This window comes from Pseudomonas corrugata (assembly GCF_001269905.1).
Classification (GTDB): domain Bacteria; phylum Pseudomonadota; class Gammaproteobacteria; order Pseudomonadales; family Pseudomonadaceae; genus Aquipseudomonas; species Aquipseudomonas corrugata.
The window spans coordinates 1091054-1109589 of sequence record NZ_LHVK01000003.1 but is presented as its reverse complement, the minus strand read 5'-3'; the positions used below and the strand labels follow the sequence as shown (position 1 = coordinate 1109589).

Here is an 18536-nt window from a genome sequence, read left to right as displayed (position 1 = left end):
CCGTTCATTCGGGTCATCCCGGATGCCCATCCACCCGAGCCTGCCAGAGCATCGGTCCATAACGCCAAGCATAGAGCCCGAATGCCAATGTCCAACACAGCCCCGCCAGCCACAAACCGCCCAACGGCAACACCAGCACCAGCAACACTCGACTCAAACACGCGAGATTGAGCAGGATGAACGCCAGGGTCATGCCCTTCGGCGGCTCCAGCGGGCGCCCGGTGTGGCCGAGGCTGACGCGGGCGATCATCGCCAGGATCAGCCCAGCCATGGCACCGATGGTCAGGCTGTGCACCGCCAGGCTCGGGTTCAGCGGCGCGCCGAAATGCCACAGCGCCATACCCAGGCACGCCAGTGCCAGCCAGGCGTACGCCAAGTGCAACGACCACAGCAGCGGCACCCGCCACAAGTCCCGATCATGCCAACGGATCAATCGAATCCCATGCCCCGTCGCCAGGGCGGCAAACAACAGGCCGGTCCAGGCGTTGGCCGACAACGCCACCCCACCGGCATAGAGCAGCGCCACCAGGGCCGAGCCGCCCAACAGCAATCGGTCCAGCCACGGCCAGGGCGCAACGCCCTCGACGCGACCCAGTCCACGCTGGGTAAAGAACGGAATCACTCGTCCGCCGATCAACCCCATCATCGCCGCCACCAGCCACAAGCCGGTAAGCACGCTTTGCCGTTGCATGCCGTCATCGTGTTGAACCAGGCCGTACACGGACAACCCATCGGCCGCAGCCAAAAACAGCAAGACCAGCACAATCGGGTAGTTGCGCTTTTGCCGCACGCGCCATAGCGTAACGCCCATCAACGCGGCCACTGCCAGGGCGAACCCCATTTCCAATGTCGCCAGCAACGGCCAGGGGGCATCGACCAACCAGGCCAGCCGCGCCCCCAGCCACACCAGTGCCAACGCCGCCAGACGCTTGCCGCTGAGCCCCGGAGAGCCCGTCCAGGTCTGCACCGCCGTCAGCAGGAACCCGGCGATAATCGCCAGGCCGAAGCCGAACAGCAGCTCATGACGGTGCCAAGCCAACCAGCCACCCGCCGGTTGCCAGGCCGACAACCGCCCGGTAAACACCGTCAGCCACAACGGTACGACACACAACGCAAGCCCACAGCCGGCGAGGAAAAACGGCCGGAACGCCAGGCGCCATAACGGCAGGATGGCCATGGCCTTGCGACGGTCAAGCACTTGCATACTTCACTCCTTAACCTCTCCCGGGACTGGCCATGGGCGAGATTGACAATCAGATCCGAATGATCGGCGATCGGCGCTGACGGGGCTTGTCTCAGATCAAGCAAGTCCACCAGCAGTCCGCCTCGAACCGGGACTTGCAAGGGGCTTGCCGAAACCGCACCAAGCGCGTGCCCCCTTCTAAAGAACAACCCTCTTACCCCTGTGGGAGCGAGCCTGCTCGCGATAGCGGCCCGGCGATTGGCATCGAGTCGACTGACACATCGCTATCGCGAGCAGGCTCGCTCCCACAGGACGCCAGGGTATTTATGACCGTTTCGTGGTTATTTTTACCCGGTAAAGCCGAGGTAGTTTTGACCCTGGTCAATGAAAACCGCCGAAGCACAAGGGCCGCAAGCATGGCCCGGCTCTTGCTCAGGCACGGCATAACCCTTTGCCGAGAACGTCCATGAAACATGTCGTCCTGCCGCTCACCTGGTTCTTCCTGCTCTCCTGCGTCGTGGCGCTGGCCAGCGGCCTGTCCCTGAACCTCGTCTGATCTCCATCAATTTTCCCGTTACCACAAGGATCCACGCCATGGTGCTCCACCGCGTCCATCACCAGATTCTGCGCAGTCATCATCTGTTCGAACCACTCAACGACGAACAGCTCAACGAACTGATGAGTTCCAGCCAACTGCTGAATATCGACAAGGGCGACCCGCTGTTTCGCCAGGGTGAACCGGCACAGGCGTTTTACTTCGTGATTGCCGGAGCAGTGAAAATCTATCGACTGACCCCGGACGGCCAGGAGAAAGTGTTCGAGGTGATTGGCGAGCGCCAGACGTTCGCCGAAGCCATGATGCTGATGGACACCCCCAACTACGTCGCGTCCGCCGATGCTGTCGGCCCGACCCAGTTGTATCGCCTCTCCAATGCCACCTACATGCGGCTTTTGCAAAGCAATAGCCGACTGACCTTTGCTTTGCTCGGCAAGCTCTGCGTGCGCCTGCACCAGCGGGTCAACGAGATCGAAACCTTGTCGCTGAAAAACGCCACCCACCGCGTGGTGCGCTACCTGTTGACGCAATTGGTTCGCCTGCAGACCGTGGACAGCCAGTTCGAGCTGCCGATGGCCAAGCAGCTGATTGCCGGGCACCTGTCCATCCAGCCGGAAACCTTCTCGCGGATTATCCGGCGCTTGATCGATGAAAAAATCATCACCCAGGATGGCCGCCAGATCGCCATTCTCGACCGTCTGCGCCTGGAACAGTTCGAATGAGCGCCCAGGCCACTTGCCTGTATTGCCAACAGGCCAGCCCGGCGAATGAACCCGAATGTCGCCAGTGCGGCATGCCCCTGCCGGACAGCACTGCACTGGCCGCGGAGCGTCGGTTGCGACGTTTCACCTGGTTTTGTGTCGGCCTGACGATCTTCTGCATCGTCATGTTCTTCTGGTTGCCCCGCGACATGCTCTGAAGATTGAAGTTCTAATCCTGGGTCAGTTGTCGGTACAACTGCGGCAGACGCAGCGGCAGTTGTTCGGGCTGGCGGATCAAGGTGTAGCCGTTGGCACCGAACATGTACGGCAGATAATCCCCCGCTTCGCGATCGATGGTGATGCAAAACGGCGTCAATCCCTGGCGCCTCGCTTCCAGCACGGCCTGGCGGGTGTCTTCCACACCGTAGCGTCCTTCGTAGAGGTCCAGGTCGTTGGGCTTGCCATCGCTGAGCAGCAACAGCAGCTTGCGCCGCCGCTTGCAGCCCGCCAGCCGTTGCGTGGCTTGACGGATCGCCGCCCCCATGCGCGTGTAATAGCCCGGTTTGAGTTCCTGGATACGACCACGGGTGTGGTCGTCATAGCGCTGGTTGAATGCCTTGAGTTCATGCATCCGCACGTGATGGCGCCGCAACGATGAGAACCCGTACAGCGCGAAGTCGTCCCCCAGTACCGACAGGGTTTCACCGAACAGCAGCAAGCTGTCGCGAATCACATCAATCACCCGATGCTCGTCGTTGAGGTGGGCGTCGGTGGACATCGACAGATCGGCCAGCAACAGGCAGGCCAGGTCGCGGCGGGTCTGGCGCTGCTCGATGAACAGGCCGCGTTCGCTGCATTGGCCGTGCTGGCGCTCGACATGGAAATCCAGCCAAGCCTGCAAGTCCAACTCCGAGCCCTGGGTTTGCTGGTGCAACCATTGTCGGTCGTTGCGCAGATGTTCGAACTGGCGACGCAAGCGCTGGGCCGGCGTTCGCAGGCGTGACGGCAGGGGCTGGGGCTGGCAATCCCTGGGAATGAAGGTCTGCAGGCTGACGAAATCGTCCTGCAGGTGCCGCTTTCGATAGTCCCATTCCGGCAGCAGGATGCCCTCGCCCAACGGGACGTCGTCCACATCCGCCGGCGGCAGATCCAGGTGCAGTTTCAACCCGCCGCCCTTGCGCAACCGGGTACGTGACAGGGTCAACTGGTCCAGGTCTTCGGCGACCCGCGCCGCGTCCAGGTCCTCGCTGTCATCGGACCAGCGATCCAGATCCACGTGCTCGGTCCAACTGAACAGATTCTCCAGGCGAACGATCAGCAGCCCACCGTCACGGGTGGTTTCGTCGATCCGCTCGGCGCGTTTGCGTCCGCCCTGCTGCTCACCCGGCGGGGTCGCCAGGTATTGCTCGGATTCCTCAAGGTCGGCGGCCTGGGGATTGCCCAGGTGCCGGGGTGGATACAGCCACAACGGCAACGGCCAGGCCGCCCGTTCGCTGCGTGGAAAATGCTCGACACTGCCTGGGTCACGCAGGGCCTGGCAAAGGGCACGTTCCAACAAGGCTTCGTCCGGGTTCAGCGACGCCGGATCGGGACGCAGGGACAGGTGCGCTTCCACCAGCCGCCGATAGCGTGGACGCAGCGCCGGGTAGCGCCGCAACACGGCTTGGGTCCAACGCTGATTGTCCCGTCCCCAGTGTTTCATCGGTCCCGATTGCGCGGCCAGCAAGGCCAGCCAGCGATACAGCTCCTCGTTCAACCCGGTATCGGGAAACGCCGCCAGGCTCGCGGGCAGACGCAGATGGTCAGCATCGCACCAGGCCAGGGGCATTTGTTTGCAGGTGCCGGCGATCTGCTGGAGCAGGTTGCGGCGCAACAGCAGGTCGCGATCACTGACCGCCTCCACACCCTGGTGACGAGCGCCGCCGGTGGCGTGAAACAGCACCTGCAGGGATCGTTGCCGATGACTCAGCTCGACCCGGGCTTCGGGAAAGTCGGCACTGGCACGCCGGGTGATGAAGCGGTGCCAGACACTGCCGACCCACTCTTCCAGCTCAAGGGTGAATGCCATGGTTGTCCTCCTCTTTGTGGCGAGGGGATTTATCCTCTCGCCACAAATCATGGGTCGGCTTCAGTTGTTGTGATCACTCACGACGACACCGCCACTGCCGGAATGCGTTGAGCCGCACGCCCGCGCTGCCTGTAGCTCAACAGATAGCAGAGCAATCCCAGCAGGAAGCCAACGCCGCTGACCAGCCGTGCCCAGAACAGTGGACGCAAGTGATCGGTCGTGGCCATGAACGGCAACGCACTGCCATCCGTCGCCCAGCGTTGCAACCACACCTGGACAACACCGGCCGCGGTGAGGAACAAGGTGATCATCACCATCGACAAGGTCATCAGCCAGAAGCCCCATATTTCCAGGCGCTGGGAGCGCTCGTCCGCCGCCTCGCCCAAACCTCGCAAACGTGGCATGGCGTAGCTGATCAATGTCATCACGATCATCGCGTAGGCCCCGTAGAAAGCCAGGTGACCGTGGGCCGCCGTCAGCTGCGAACCATGGGTGTAGTAGTTGACCGGTGCCAGGGTATGCAGGAAACCCCACACACCCGCGCCGAAGAACGCGGTGACGGTGGTGCCCTTGGCCCACAAGGTGGCGGCGCGGTTCGGGTGCTGCCGGCGGCGGTTTCTCACCATGCTGAACGCGAAGATCACCATCGCCAGGAACGGCAGCGGCTCCATCGCCGAGAAGATCGAACCCACCCACAACCAGACCTCGGGTGCGCCGATCCAGAAGAAGTGGTGACCGGTACCGATGATGCCGGTGATCAAGGCCATGGCGATGATCACGTAGAGCCATTTCTCCACCACTTCCCGGTCCACGCCGGTGACCTTGATCAGCACGAAGGCCAGCATCGCGCCCATGATCAGTTCCCAGACGCCTTCGACCCACAGGTGCACCACCCACCACCAGTAGAATTTGTCACGGGCCAGGTTTTCCGGGTTGTAGAAGGAAAACAGGAAGAACACCGCCAGACCTATCAGGCCAGTCATCATCACCATGCTGACGGTGGTCTTGCGCCCTTTGAGCAGAGTCATGCCGATGTTGTAGAGAAACCCCAGGCACACCACCACGATGCCCATCTTGGTAATGGTCGGCTGCTCCAGGAACTCGCGCCCCATGGTTGGCAGCAGGTCGTTGCCGGTGATCCTGGCCAAGGTGGCGTAAGGCACCGAGAGGTAACCCAGGATGGTCAGTACCCCGGCCGCGGCGAATACCCAGAACAGCACCCGCGCCAGCATCGGGCTGTGCAACTCGCGGTCGGCCTCCTCCGGTATCAGGTAGTACGCCGCGCCCATGAAGCCGAACAGCAGCCAGACAATCAGCAGGTTGGTGTGGACCATGCGGGCCACGTTGAAAGGGATCAGCGGGAACAGGAAGTCGCCGACCACGTATTGCAGCCCCATGATCAAACCGAATAACACCTGCCCCAGGAACAGCATCAGGGCAAACACGAAGTAGGGTTTGGCGACGGCCTGCGAGGCGAATTTCAGATGCGGATTAGCCATGCTCATCTCTCAGCCCTCCTTGTTTGGCGGCCAGCCATTGGTATTGATCTTCGAACTCCACTTGAGGAACTCGGCGATGTCGTCGACCTCCTGCTCGCTCAGGTGGAACTGCGGCATGGCCCGGCGTCCGGGTACCCCCAGGGGCTGCATTTTCATCCAGGCCTGCAGGAACGGCTTGAAGGCTTCCTCGCCGCCACGGCGGTTGATCACGTTGCCCAGCTCCGGCGCAAAATATGCCCCCTCGCCCAGCAGCGTGTGGCAGCCGATGCAGTTGTTGCGCTCCCAGACGCCCTTGCCGCGTATCACCGATTCGGTCAGTTGCGCCTGGTTGCTGCGCTCCGGAAAGGTCTGTTCCGTGTGGTAGGTCAGAGCCAGGAATATCAGGAAAAAGAACACGCTTCCCCCGAAGTAAATATTCCTGGCCATGCCTTTGGTGAAGGTATCTGACATGGTCACTTCCTCATTGCTTGGCGTGTCCATTCTAGGAAGCGAGGGGTCTGGAACCGCTTGATGGCGATCAAGAATCTCCGATGGTTTTAGTGGGTTGTTCCGGGTAGATGAGCTTAATCGTTTTGATCGTTCCCACGCTCCTGCGTGGGAACGCCGTCAGGGACGCTCCGCGTTCCGCTTTTGGAAGGTGACGCAGAGCGTCACGGGATGCATTCCCACGCAGAGCGTGGGAACGATCAGCTCGTGAAAGAGATGACGATCCCTATAACGGTTGCCAACACCACCGCCCAACTCAACACCAGCCGCCGCCACAATCGCGGCGCATGGCGCAGCTCCATGAAGCCGTCGGCGATCAGCCAGGCCTTGGTGACCGCCACGCTGAGCAGGGCGACGGATACGACAGCGGAACCGGTGACCTGGCCCAGGGCAACGGTGCCGCCGCTCAGCACGGCCAGTGCCATCCAGCAAAGAATCAGAACAAGGGAATTCGACACGAGCGCCTCAGCTCAATCCAGGATGTAGACCAGTGGAAACAGCAGCACCCACACCAGGTCCACCATGTGCCAATACAACACGCCGGACTCAAGGCCACTGTACTGCCGGGATCCATAGCGCCGTCGCCGACAGCCATCGGCCAGCCAGCCGAGGATCACCATGCCGAGCAGCACGTGCAGGAAATGGAACGCGGTAAGAATCCAGTACAGAGTGAAGAAGGTGTTGTGCTCCAGACCCAGGCCGCTTGCCGAGAGATGGGCATATTCGGTGAGCTTGATGCCCACATAGCTCGACGCAAACAGCAACGCCACACACAAGAACAACGCACCCCGGCGCGGTTGATCCAGCTTGACCTGCTCCAGGGCCAGCGCGGCGAACAGCCCGGCGGTCAGCAGGCTTAGAGTCATCGCCAGCCCCGTGGAGCGCTCCAGCAACTGCCGGCCTTCGCTGAAGATTTGCGGATACAACGCCTGGGCGACGATGAAGGCCAGCATCAGCAGCGCGAACACCGAGAGCTCGGCGAGGATGAAAAACCACATTGCCAGATCCCCCGGCAAACGCCGGGGCATGACTGTGGTTTCAGCCGAAGTGGACATCGACCACATCCATCAATGCGGCGACGGTTTGCGGATCGTCGCTCAACGGCTCGGCCAGACACGCCAGGCACGCCTGGCGCGGATCCACGCCGGAGCCGATCATGCGCGCCGCGAAAATAAGCAGCCGAGTCGAGGCGACTTCCTCCAGGTCATGCTGATCGAGCCGGCGCAGAGCCTGGCCCAGGCGCACCACCTGGGCGGCCAGGTCCAGGTTCACGCCCGCCTCACGGGCAACGATACGCTCTTCATCGGCCACGGCCGGATAACCGAAACGCATCGCCACGAAACGCTGGCGAGTGCTGGGCTTCATGCCCTTGAGCAGATTCTGGTAACCGGGGTTGTAAGACACCACCAGCATGAAGGATGGCGGTGCCTGGAGCACCTCGCCGGTGCGTTCCAGATACAACTGCCGGCGATCGTCGGCCAGTGGGTGCAGCACGACCGCCGTGTCCTGGCGCGCCTCGACCACTTCGTCCAGATAGCAGATGCCGCCCTCGCGCACCGCCCGGGTCAATGGCCCATCCTGCCACCAGGTGCCCTGCGCGCCGATCAGGTGGCGGCCCACCAGGTCGGCGGCGCTCAGGTCATCGTGGCACGCCACGGTGTAGAGCGGCAGCTTCAGGCGGTGCGCCATGTGCTGGACGAAACGGGTCTTGCCGCAGCCCGTCGGGCCTTTGATCAGCACCGGCATGCCGTGACGCCAGGCCTGCTCGAACAGCGCCGGCTCGTTGTCCTGGGGTTGATAGAAGGGCTCGTCCAGATGTGCGGAGACATGGCTTGGGTTCATGGCGTGACCTGCTCGAACAATGCAATTGCCGGCCACGCTACGGGGCCCTGCGACAACCTGGCAAGGCGCTCGGCGGGCAAACTTGATCGACGTCAAGCGAGTAATCACTGACCAGGGAATAGCCTTGCACCGCACCCGGAACCTGCGCGCCGAACATCCATTAGCGCGCAGCGCGGGTCATGCCTGAGGAGAAATGGAATGCTGATCAGCCACAAAAAAACGTGGGTCCTGAGGGTCACGGCGCTATGTACGGCGCTGGCGGTACCCCACGCCTTCGCCGACCAACCCGCCGCCCCGGAGCAACCGCGCATGGTCAAGACCGAAGGCGCGCCGGATCTGAGCCAGGCCGACTTCGATGCGGCCAAGCAAATCTACTTCCAGCGCTGCGCCGGCTGTCACGGCGTCCTGCGCAAGGGCGCCACCGGCAAGCCGCTGACCCCGGACATCACCCAGGCACGCGGCCAGGCCTACCTGGAAGCGCTGATCACATACGGCTCGGCCGCCGGCATGCCCAACTGGGGCACCTCCAACGCGCTGACCAAAGACCAGATCACAACGATGGCCAAGTTCATCCAGCACACCCCGCCGACACCACCGGAATGGGGCATGGCCGAGACCCTCAAGACCTGGAAGCTGCTGGTCAAGCCTGAGGACCGGCCGACCCGACAGCTCAACAGCCTCAACCTGCAGAACCTGTTCTCGGTGACCCTGCGCGACGACGGCAAGATCGCCCTGGTGGACGGTGACAGCAAAAAGATCGTCAAACTGATCGACACCGGTTATGCGGTACACATCTCGCGAATCTCGGCGTCGGGGCGCTACCTGCTGGTGATTGGCCGGGACGCCAGAATCGACATGATCGACCTGTGGCCGAAGGAACCGACCAAGGTCGCGGAGATCAAGGTGGGGATCGAAGCCCGCTCGGTGGAAACCTCCAAGTTCAAGGGCTACGAAGACAAATACACCATCGCCGGTTCCTACTGGCCGCCGCAGTTCACCATCATGGACGGCGAGACCCTGGAGCCGAAGCGGATCGTCTCGACCCGCGGCATGACTGTCGACACCCAGCAGTACCACCCCGAGCCACGTGTGGCAGCCATCATCGCCTCTCACGAATGGCCTGAGTTCATCGTCAACGTCAAGGAAACCGGCAAGGTGATGCTGGTCAATTACCAGGACATCAAGAACCTCACCATCACCAGCATCGACGCCGCGCCATTCCTCCATGATGGCGGTTGGGACAGCAGTCATCGCTACTTCATGACGGCGGCCAACAACTCCAACAAGGTAGCGGTGATCGATTCCAAGGAGCGCAAGCTCACCGCCCTGGTGGACGTCGGCAAGACTCCGCATCCCGGGCGCGGCGCCAACTTCAACCATCCGCTGTACGGGCCGGTCTGGGCCACCAGCCACCTGGGCGATGCCGGGGTGTCGATGATCGGCACCGACCCGGTCAAGCATCCGCAATATGCCTGGAAACAGGTCGGCTCGCTCCAGGGCCAGGGCGGCGGTTCGCTGTTCATAAAGACTCACCCGCAATCCCGCCATCTGTATGTCGACACCACCTTGAGCCCCGACGCCAAGCTCAGTCAGTCGGTGGCGGTATTCGACATCGACAAGCTCGACGCCGGCTACACCGTGCTGCCGATCGCCGAGTACGCAGGCATCAAGAAAGGCGCCTTGCGGGTGGTGCAGCCTGAATACAACAAGGCCGGTGACGAAGTCTGGTTTTCGGTCTGGAGTGGCCAGGAAGACGAGTCGGCGCTGGTAGTGATCGACGACAAGACCCTCAAGGTCAAGAACGTGATCAAGGACAAGCGCCTGATCACCCCGACCGGAAAATTCAACGTCTACAACACCCAACATGACATCTATTGAGCTCCATCAATAAGAGGAAAAACCATGAGACCTATTCTGATCGCGCTGGCACTGACCGCCGTCTCCAGCATGCAACCGGCGCTGGCCGAAGACGGCCCGACACTGTTCAAGAGCAAACCCTGCTCGGCCTGTCACTCCATCGACACCAAGGTGGTAGGCCCGGCCTTCAAGGACGTCGCGGCGAAAAATGCCAACGTCCCCGGGGCACAGGAAATGCTCGCCAAGCACATCAAGGAAGGTACGCAAGGCAACTGGGGACCGATGCCGATGCCGGCCAACCCGGTGACCGAAGAGGAAGCCAAGATCCTCGCGGCGTGGGTGTTGAGCCTTAAATAACCCTGCGAGAGACACTTTGTAGCAAGTGGATCTGTGACAAGTGGACCTGTGGCGAGGGGATTTATCCCCGCTGGGCTGCGAAGCAGCCCCAAAACCTGATATCGCAGTGTGTCAGGCTGATGAGTGCCGCTTTTTGGTGGGGCTGCTTCGCAGCCCAGCGGGGATAAATCCCCTCGCCACAAATCAATCCCTTAGCCACAGATAAATCCCCTAGCCACAGATAATCGTTGTTGCTCGCACCCTTTCAATCCAGGAGGACGTCATGGAACGACATCGCGCTGCAACCTGTATGACGGCCCTGCTCCTGACCTTTTCTGCCTGTGCGCTGGCTGCCCCCGCCCCCCAGCGCCAAGCCCAATTGCAACACCTTCTGGACCAGGACTGCGGCGCCTGTCATGGCCTGTACCTGACCGGCGGCCTCGGCCCACCCCTGACCCGGGCCGCCCTGGCCGGAAAACCCCGCGACAACCTCATCGCCACCGTCACCCAAGGACGACCCGGCAGTGCCATGCCCGGCTGGGCGCCGCTGCTCGGGCCTGACGACATTCGCTGGTTGGTGGACCGGCTCCTGCAAGGAAAAACCGCCCCATGATCCGTTCCCTCCTGTCATATACAGCCGCCGTACTGTTGCTGTCGGCCTGCGCACAGACACCACTGCGCGGCACCGGCGACCTCGGCGTGGTGGTGGAGCGCGCCAGCGGCAGTGTGCAGATCATCGAAAGCGACAACCACACCGTCCTCGGTCGCGTCGAGGGGCTGGGCGACCTCTCCCACGCGTCAATGGTGTTCTCCCGCGACCAGCGTTATGCCTATGTGTTCGGCCGTGATGGCGGCTTGAGCAAGGTCGATCTGCTGACCAAGCGGATCGAGCGGCGCATCCTCCAGGGTGGCAACAGCATTGGCGGTGCGATCAGCCAGGACGGCAAGCTGATCGCCGTCTCCAACTACGAACCCGGCGGCGTCAAGGTGTTCGATGCCCGGACCCTGGAACAGGTCGCCGACATTCCGGCCACAGCGTTGCCGGACGGCGACAAGCGCTCCCGGGTGGTCGGCCTGGTGGATGCACCGGGACAGCGCTTCGTGTTCAGCCTGTTCGATACCGGCGAAATCTGGACCGCCGACTTCAGCCAGGGCCCGGTACCACGCATCGAGCGTTTCACCACCATCGGCCAACAACCCTATGACGCGTTGATTACCCCCGAGGGCCGCTATTACATGGCGGGCCTGTTCGGTGAGGACGGTATGGCACAGCTCGACCTTTGGCATCCGGAACGCGGTGTGAAGCGCGTACTGGGACATTACGGACGCGGCCAGGCCCGGCTCCCGGTGTACAAGATGCCCCATCTGGAAGGCTGGGCCATGGCCGATCGACAGGCCTTCGTGCCCGCCGTCGGCCATCACCAGGTGCTGGTGATGGATGCTCGCGACTGGCGGCAGACCGACGCTATCGCCGTGGCTGGCCAGCCGGTGTTTGTCACGGCGCGCCCGGACGGGCGGCAGCTGTGGGTCAACTTCGCTTATCCGGACAACGACCGGGTCCAGGTCATCGACACCCAGACCCACGCCATCGTGGCTGATCTGCGGCCAGGGCCTGCGGTGCTGCACATGGAGTTCACCGCTCGGGGCGACCAGGTGTGGCTATCGGTTCGGGATGGCAACGAGGTCCAGGTCTGGGATTCCTACCGGCTCGAACGCCTGGACACCCTGCCCGCCCTCAGCCCCAGTGGCATTTTCTTCAGCAGCCGCGCGCACAAACCGGGGTACTGAGCATGATCGCGAATTCACTGGCCCGTCGCCTGATCGATCGTTTCCAGCACGGCCTGCCGCTGTGCGCCGAGCCCTATCGGGCAATGGCCTATGCCCTCGGTTGCACCGAAGCCCAGGTCCTTGACTGTCTGCAACACCTGCAAGTGGCCGGCACCGTGTACCGGGTCGGCCCGGTGTTCGAACACACCCGGGCCGGTGCCAGCACCCTGGCGGCCCTCGCCGTGCCCGAGGACCGCTTGCAGCAGGTAGCCGCCCGCGTCAGCCAGTATCCGGAGGTCAATCACAACTATGCCCGAGAACATCGCTACAACCTGTGGTTCGTCCTCACCGGCCCCGACCGCGCCCACTTGGAAAACATTCTTCGGGAGCTGGAGAACGATACCGGCCTGACGCCGCTGGACCTGCCCATGCTCACAGCCTATCGCATCAACCTGGGTTTTGCCTTGGAGACCACCCTATGAACAAGCCCCTGAGCGAACAACAGTCGTTGGCGTTGCGCCGTCTCCTGGAGAGCGGTCTGCCCCTGACCTCGCGTCCCTTCCAGACCCTGGCCGAGCAGATCGACGCCAGCGAACAACACGTGCTCAACCAGATACGCCAATGGCAAGAACAAGGCCTTTTCCGTCGGGTAGGCCTGGTGGTCAACCACCGAGCCTTGGGCTTCGCCGCCAACGCCATGCTGGTGCTGGATGTGCCGGACGCCTTGGTCGATGAGGTTGGTCGCCGCCTCGGCAAAGCCCCGGGAATCAGCCTGTGCTACCAACGGCCGCGGCGCCTGCCCCAGTGGCAGTACAACCTGTTCTGCATGATCCACGGTCGCCAGCGTGACCGCGTCGAGGCCCAGGTCCAGGCATTGCTGGCCGAGCATCTGCTGGACGACCTGCCCCACCAGTTGCTGTTCAGCACCCACCTGTTCAAGCAGTGCGGCGCACGCTTCACCCCGCCGGCAGGAGCCCGTCTCGATGGATGACCTGGACCGACGCCTGATCAATCGCCTGCAACTGGGCCTGCCGCTGGTCCGCCAGCCCTGGCAGGCATTGGCCCTTGAGCTGGACAGCAGCAGCGCAGAACTGCTCGACCGGCTGCACGAATTGCTCAACGACGGCATGCTCACCCGTTTCGGCCCGATGTTCGATGTCGACCGTCTGGGCGGTGCGTTCACCCTGGCGGCACTGGCAGTGCCCGAGGTTCGTTTCGAGACCGTCGCCGAGCTGCTCGCGGCGATGCCCGAGGTGGCCCACAACTACCGTCGCGAACATCACCTGAACATGTGGTTCGTGTTGGCCTGTGCCAGTGAACAGGCCATCAACGACAGCCTGCTGCGCATCGAGCGCCTGACCGGCCTGGTGCCGCTGAACCTGCCCAAGGAGGAGACTTACCATGTCGGCCTGTATTTCCCCGTCTGAACCATCGCTGCAAGCGCCACCGCGGTTGAATGAAACGTCTCTGGCGCGACGACTGGTCGAACTGACCCAGGAAGGCCTGCCACTGCTGGAAGACCCGTGGGCCTGGCTCGCGGAACAACTGGAGCTGAGTGTGGAATCCACCCTCGACCTGCTCAAACGTCTGCAAGCCGAAGGTGCCATCCGCCGCATCGCCGCCGTTCCCAACCACTACCGGCTGGGCTATCGCCACAACGGCATGACGGTCTGGGACGTCGCTGACGCCGACATGCCGCGCCTGGGTTCGCTGCTGGGCGCGCAGTCCTTCGTCAGCCACTGCTACCGGCGCCCGCGCAGGCCTGGCTGGCGCTACAACCTGTTCGCCATGGTCCACGGCCGCAGCCGTGCGCAAATCGACAGCTACCGCGACCACTTGCGCTACCTGCTGGGAGACGCCTGCGCCGCCGACGACATGCTGGTGAGCAGCCGAATCCTGAAGAAAACCGGCCTGCGCCTGATGCCAGTCAGTTGAACCACGACCTGTAGGAGCAAAGCTTGCTCGCGATTGGGGCAAGTCAGTCGATCGCTATTGGCTGTTCCACCGCTATCGCGAGCAAGCTTTGCTCCTACAGGTTTGTGCACTGAGCCCATAGATCGAGAACTCGTGTATCGGAAGGAGCGACCATGTTGAGGATCAGCCACTACCTTCGTGCCCTGGCCGGCCAGTGCCCCCCTCCACGCATCGCACCTGCGGGCAGCAGCCGGGCGCCGGTGGTGATCTGGAACCTGCTCAGGCGCTGCAACCTGACCTGCAAGCACTGTTATGCCACTTCGGCCGACAGCGTGTTTCGCGATGAGCTGGACACTGCGGCCGCGCTCAAAGTCATCGACGATCTGCATGACGCCGGCGTACGCATACTGATCCTGTCCGGTGGAGAGCCGCTGCTGCGCGAGGACCTGTTCCAGCTCAGCGCCCATGCTCGTGACAAAGGCTTTTTTCTCGCCCTGTCCACGAACGGCACGCTGATCGATCCGAGCAATATCGAGCAAATCCGGGCAGCGAACTTCGACTACGTCGGCATCAGCATCGATGGCCTGGAGGCAACCCATGATGCCTTCCGCCAGCTCAAGGGCAGCTTCACCCGCTCCATGGCGGCCATCCAGCTCTGTCGTGAGCAAGGGATCCGGGTCGGACTGCGTACCACCCTGACCCAACAGAACCATGCCCAGCTACCCCGGCTTCTGGACCTGATGAATGAGTACGACGTGCAGAAGTTCTATCTGTCGCACCTCAATTACAGCGGAAGGGGCAAGCGCAGCCGCAAGCTCGACGCCCATCAACAGATGAGTCGCGAGGCCATGACCACGATCTTCGAGCGGGCCTGGAGCGACATCGAACAGGGGCGCGAAAGTGATTTCGTCAGCGGCAACAACGACGCCGATGCAATCCTGCTGCTGCAATGGATCGCCCATCGTCAGCCCCATCGTTATGTCGAACTGGAACAGATGCTGCGAGCCTGGGGCGGCAATGCCTCTGGCAGCGGCATCGCCAATATCGACAACACTGGCGAGGTCCACCCCGACACCTACTGGTGGCAGCACTCGGTAGGCAATGTCCGCCAGACGCCGTTCAAGACCCTCTGGCTGGACCGCCCCGAAGCGCTACTGCTGAAACTGCGCGAGCATCCGCGAGCCGTCAGCGGTCGCTGCGGACAATGCCGCTGGCTGGCGATCTGCAACGGCAACACCCGCACCCGTGCCTGGGCCGATGGCGACCTGTGGGGCCAGGACCCCGGCTGCCATCTCAGCGACGAGGAAATTGGCCTGGACGCGATCCCAAGCGTGGCGATGCCTTGCACCCAATAACCTGAGTTCGAATCAAGGAAATCTCATGCTCGCCCCCCTCGCTTTACCCGCTGCGCTGCAATCTCCCTTCAGGCCGGGCGAAGTCGCCCTGGTCGGCGCCGGCCCCGGTGACCCCGGTTTACTGACGCTGCGTGCCTGGAGCCTGTTGACGCAGGCCGATGCGGTGGTCTACGACCGCCTGATCAGCCCGCAATTGCTGAGCCTGATCCCATTACCGTGCGCCCGGCATTACGTCGGCAAGGCTGCCGGCTGCCACAGCCTGCCCCAACCGCAGATCAACGAACTACTCGCCGATCTCGCCGACCAGGGCCAACGGGTGGTCCGGCTCAAGGGTGGCGATCCGTTCATTTTCGGCCGTGGCGCGGAGGAGCTGGAATACCTGCTGGCCCGAGGCGTCGATTGCCAGGTGGTACCCGGCATCACCGCCGCGGCCGGTTGCAGTGCCTACGCCGGCATCCCCTTGACCCATCGCGACCTGGTCAACTCCTGTCGCTTCATCACCGGCCATTTGCAGCGTGAAGGCGATCTGAACCTGCCATGGCAAAGCCTGGCGGATGCAAGCCAGACCCTGGTGTTCTACATGGGGCTGTCAAACCTGAGCACCATCGCTGCGCGGCTGATGGAGGCAGGCCTGGAGGCCGACACCCCGGCGGCATTGGTCAGCAATGGCACCCGCCCTGACCAGCAGGTGTTGCGCGGCACCCTCGCACAACTGCCGGAGATGGCAAAGAGCTGCGCCGAAGGCCTGCCGACCCTGACGGTGATCGGTCAGGTGGTCGGGCTGTTCGCCCACCAACCGCTGCATCATCCGGCGCGCCTGTTGCCAATACCCGCCCGTCCTCGGCTAGCTAAGGTGGCGCCATGAAGCGCTGGTGGGTGATGCCGTTGATGTGGGTCGGCGCGGCCCACGGCAGCGTGGCCGGCGGGCCAGACGTGGAACAGGCCGAGCGCGATTACCAGCAGCACTGCCAACAGTGTCACGGCGTCAATCGCATCGGCGGTGCCGGACCCGCGCTGTTGCCCCAGAGCCTGAGCCGGATCAAACCTGACGAAATCCGCCAGGTGATCGAAAACGGTCGCCCGGCCAGCCAGATGGCGGCGTTCGGCGCGGTGCTCGAGCCTGCGCGGATCGACGGCCTGACTCTATATCTCCAGCGTCCGCTCGCCGTCGAACCGACCTGGAGCGAAGACGACATCCGCCACAGTCACCACGTGTTGGCGGATGTCGCCAGCCTGCCCGATAAACCCCAGCACAACGCCGACCCGTTGAACCTGTTCGTGGTGGTGGAAGCCGGTGACCATCATGTCGACATCGTCGATGGCGATCGCTTCGAGGTGCTGGCCCGCTTCGCCTCGCATTTTGCCGTGCATGGCGGGCCGAAATTTTCGCCTGACGGGCGCTTCGTCTACCTGGCGTCCCGGGACGGCTGGATCAGCCTCTATGACTTGCACAACCTCAAGTTGATCGCCGAGGTGCGCGCCGGGCTCAATACCCGCAACCTGGCGGTGAGCAAGGATGGTCGCTGGGTGCTGGTTGGCAACTACCTGCCCGGCAATCTCGCGGTGCTGGATGCCCGGGATCTGTCGCTGGTGAAGATGATCGACACCGTGGGTCGCGATGGCCAGGCCTCGCGGGTCAGCGCGGTCTACACCGCCCCGCCGCGCAACAGTTTCATCGTCGCCTTGAAGGATGTGAAGGAAGTCTGGGAGCTGTCCACCGGTCCCGAGCCGGACTTCGTACCGAGGCGTATCGCGGTCCAGGACCAACTGGATGATTTTTCCTTCTCGCCCGATTACCGCCAGTTGCTTGCCACTTCCCGCCAGGCCCAGGGCGGACAGGTGATCGACCTGGACACTGGCCGCGTGGTGACCGACATCGCCTTGCCGGGGATGCCTCATCTGGGCTCGGGCACTTATTGGAAACGCGACGGGCGCTGGCTGTTCGCGACCCCCAACATCAGCAAGGGACTGGTATCGGTAATCGACCTCGGCACCTGGAAGGTCATCAAGCAGATACCGACCCTCGGGCCGGGCTTCTTCCTGCGCAGCCATGTCAATTCCCGCTACGCCTGGACCGATGTGTTCTTTGCCCAGGGCAACGATGCCATTCACCTGATCGACAAACAGACCCTGGAAATCGCCCACACCCTGCGGCCCATGCCCGGCAAGACCGCCGCCCATGTCGAGTTCACCCGTGACGGCCGTCATCTGCTGCTGAGCATCTGGGACACGGACGGTGCACTGATCGTGTATGACAGCAACACACTCGAGGAAATCAAACGCCTGCCCATGAACAAACCATCGGGCAAGTACAACGTCGGCAACAAGATCGAGTTTGTCGAAGGTACATCCCACTGAACAGTGGCGATTCGGTAGCGAGTCACTCAGGTACTGACAGTGTGCTTATTGTGGCGAGGGGATAAATCCCCTCGCCACGGGTCAGTGGCTCATCGGTGACATCGCCGCAGCCTGCCCCAGCAGCGTCTGGTCGATCTCCTCCAGGCGAAGTACCCGGCCGCCGGTCTCGGTGGCGAGTCTCTGTGCCGCCTGGGCATCGGAAAACGAGGCCAATACGACGCCCATTGCGCCCTTGAGCCCCGTGCCGATGACGAAATAAGCAGTCCGGGCATCGATCAGGTGCGCATCGTCTGGCGTGTTCCAATGGCTGCGGCCCATGTCATGGACGAGCAGCTTTACGTCGGCCCGATGGTTTTCCGGCTGCAGCCACCAACCCAGCATTTCCGCCGGAGAACAGAATTTCTTGACCCCAGCGGCGCTGACCGCCGCGCCCTTGGGTCCGGGAAAGTCGTTGATGACCATGCCACACACATGGCATTCGTCACCGGGGTGAAAAGCCAGCGCCGCTTCTGTGGCCGGCGGCGCCCCGGCCTTGTCACAAGCCACCAGCGCCAGACACACCAGCACCCCGGCAAAAAGGCGACCTGCCTTGATATACGCCCTGTTCATTGTTG

21 protein-coding genes are annotated in these 18536 nt (G+C 62.7%); 13 read left to right on the top strand and 8 right to left on the bottom strand.

Annotated features, from left to right (window positions below; all coding sequences use genetic code 11):
* Positions 1-13: 13 nt before the first annotated feature.
* Positions 14-1204: an NnrS family protein gene (locus tag AD665_RS05060; RefSeq protein WP_053191205.1), complete on the bottom strand. Its 1191-nt coding sequence runs from the start codon at positions 1202-1204 to the stop codon at positions 14-16.
* 573 nt (positions 1205-1777) lie between these two features.
* Between AD665_RS05060 and AD665_RS05055 the strand changes: the two genes are divergently transcribed.
* Both AD665_RS05055 and AD665_RS05050 read left to right on the top strand, forming a co-directional pair.
* Positions 1778-2461, top strand: coding sequence for a Crp/Fnr family transcriptional regulator (locus tag AD665_RS05055; RefSeq protein WP_024779145.1), 684 nt, complete (start codon positions 1778-1780; stop codon positions 2459-2461).
* Entirely contained in the window at positions 2458-2658 is a 201-nt protein-coding gene (locus tag AD665_RS05050; RefSeq protein WP_053191203.1) for a hypothetical protein, read from the top strand. Before AD665_RS05055 ends, AD665_RS05050 begins: the two co-directional genes overlap by 4 nt.
* 11 nt (positions 2659-2669) lie before the next feature.
* Here the strand turns inward: AD665_RS05050 and AD665_RS05045 are convergent, their stop codons facing one another.
* From AD665_RS05045 to AD665_RS05020, 6 genes are all read right to left on the bottom strand, one after another.
* On the bottom strand, positions 2670-4508 hold the full coding sequence (locus AD665_RS05045; protein ID WP_024779143.1) for a nitric oxide reductase activation protein NorD: 1839 nt from the start codon (positions 4506-4508) through the stop codon (positions 2670-2672).
* A gap of 77 nt (positions 4509-4585) precedes the next feature.
* Entirely contained in the window at positions 4586-6013 is a 1428-nt protein-coding gene (locus AD665_RS05040; protein WP_053191201.1) for a cbb3-type cytochrome c oxidase subunit I, read from the bottom strand.
* A gap of 3 nt (positions 6014-6016) precedes the next feature.
* Entirely contained in the window at positions 6017-6457 is a 441-nt protein-coding gene (locus tag AD665_RS05035; protein ID WP_053191199.1) for a c-type cytochrome, read from the bottom strand.
* A gap of 236 nt (positions 6458-6693) precedes the next feature.
* Positions 6694-6951 carry a cytochrome C oxidase subunit IV family protein gene (locus AD665_RS05030; protein ID WP_024779140.1) on the bottom strand — a complete coding sequence of 86 codons (258 nt, stop codon included), beginning with the start codon at positions 6949-6951 and terminating at the stop codon, positions 6694-6696.
* Between the two features lie 12 nt (positions 6952-6963).
* Positions 6964-7548, bottom strand: coding sequence for a cytochrome c oxidase subunit 3 family protein (locus AD665_RS05025; RefSeq protein WP_024779139.1), 585 nt, complete (start codon positions 7546-7548; stop codon positions 6964-6966).
* On the bottom strand, positions 7532-8335 hold the full coding sequence (locus AD665_RS05020) for a CbbQ/NirQ/NorQ/GpvN family protein (protein ID WP_053191197.1): 804 nt from the start codon (positions 8333-8335) through the stop codon (positions 7532-7534). The genes AD665_RS05025 and AD665_RS05020 overlap by 17 nt, the downstream gene beginning before the upstream one ends.
* 198 nt (positions 8336-8533) lie before the next feature.
* Here AD665_RS05020 and AD665_RS05015 point away from each other — a divergent pair, with 198 nt between their 5' ends.
* The 11 genes from AD665_RS05015 to AD665_RS04965 all read left to right on the top strand — a co-directional run bounded on the left by AD665_RS05015 (position 8534) and on the right by AD665_RS04965 (position 17922).
* Positions 8534-10213: a cytochrome D1 domain-containing protein gene (locus AD665_RS05015; protein ID WP_024779137.1), complete on the top strand. Its 1680-nt coding sequence runs from the start codon at positions 8534-8536 to the stop codon at positions 10211-10213.
* Between the two features lie 24 nt (positions 10214-10237).
* Complete coding sequence (locus AD665_RS05010) at positions 10238-10549, top strand: c-type cytochrome (protein ID WP_024779136.1); 312 nt, start codon at positions 10238-10240, stop codon at positions 10547-10549.
* Between the two features lie 262 nt (positions 10550-10811).
* A complete protein-coding gene (locus AD665_RS05005; protein WP_053191195.1) occupies positions 10812-11141 on the top strand; it encodes a c-type cytochrome in 330 nt (109 codons plus the stop codon).
* Complete coding sequence (locus tag AD665_RS05000; RefSeq protein ID WP_053191193.1) at positions 11138-12316, top strand: cytochrome D1 domain-containing protein; 1179 nt, start codon at positions 11138-11140, stop codon at positions 12314-12316. Before AD665_RS05005 ends, AD665_RS05000 begins: the two co-directional genes overlap by 4 nt.
* A gap of 2 nt (positions 12317-12318) precedes the next feature.
* Positions 12319-12777, top strand: coding sequence for an Lrp/AsnC family transcriptional regulator (locus tag AD665_RS04995; protein WP_053191191.1), 459 nt, complete (start codon positions 12319-12321; stop codon positions 12775-12777).
* Positions 12774-13286: a siroheme decarboxylase subunit beta gene (ahbB, locus tag AD665_RS04990; protein WP_053191189.1), complete on the top strand. Its 513-nt coding sequence runs from the start codon at positions 12774-12776 to the stop codon at positions 13284-13286. The genes AD665_RS04995 and ahbB (AD665_RS04990) overlap by 4 nt, the downstream gene beginning before the upstream one ends.
* Positions 13279-13722: an Lrp/AsnC family transcriptional regulator gene (locus AD665_RS04985; RefSeq protein WP_024779131.1), complete on the top strand. Its 444-nt coding sequence runs from the start codon at positions 13279-13281 to the stop codon at positions 13720-13722. Before ahbB (AD665_RS04990) ends, AD665_RS04985 begins: the two co-directional genes overlap by 8 nt.
* On the top strand, positions 13697-14230 hold the full coding sequence (ahbB, locus tag AD665_RS04980) for a siroheme decarboxylase subunit beta (RefSeq protein ID WP_024779130.1): 534 nt from the start codon (positions 13697-13699) through the stop codon (positions 14228-14230). Before AD665_RS04985 ends, ahbB (AD665_RS04980) begins: the two co-directional genes overlap by 26 nt.
* A gap of 152 nt (positions 14231-14382) precedes the next feature.
* The gene (gene nirJ, locus AD665_RS04975; RefSeq protein ID WP_024779129.1) at positions 14383-15564 is read left to right on the top strand and encodes a heme d1 biosynthesis radical SAM protein NirJ; all 1182 of its coding nucleotides are present in this window, start codon (positions 14383-14385) and stop codon (positions 15562-15564) included.
* Between the two features lie 25 nt (positions 15565-15589).
* The gene (cobA, locus tag AD665_RS04970) at positions 15590-16429 is read left to right on the top strand and encodes a uroporphyrinogen-III C-methyltransferase (protein WP_053191187.1); all 840 of its coding nucleotides are present in this window, start codon (positions 15590-15592) and stop codon (positions 16427-16429) included.
* Complete coding sequence (locus AD665_RS04965; protein WP_053191185.1) at positions 16426-17922, top strand: nitrite reductase; 1497 nt, start codon at positions 16426-16428, stop codon at positions 17920-17922. The genes cobA and AD665_RS04965 overlap by 4 nt, the downstream gene beginning before the upstream one ends.
* A gap of 81 nt (positions 17923-18003) precedes the next feature.
* Here the strand turns inward: AD665_RS04965 and AD665_RS04960 are convergent, their stop codons facing one another.
* A complete protein-coding gene (locus tag AD665_RS04960) occupies positions 18004-18531 on the bottom strand; it encodes a nitrous oxide reductase accessory protein NosL (protein WP_053191183.1) in 528 nt (175 codons plus the stop codon).
* Positions 18532-18536 lie beyond the last annotated feature (5 nt).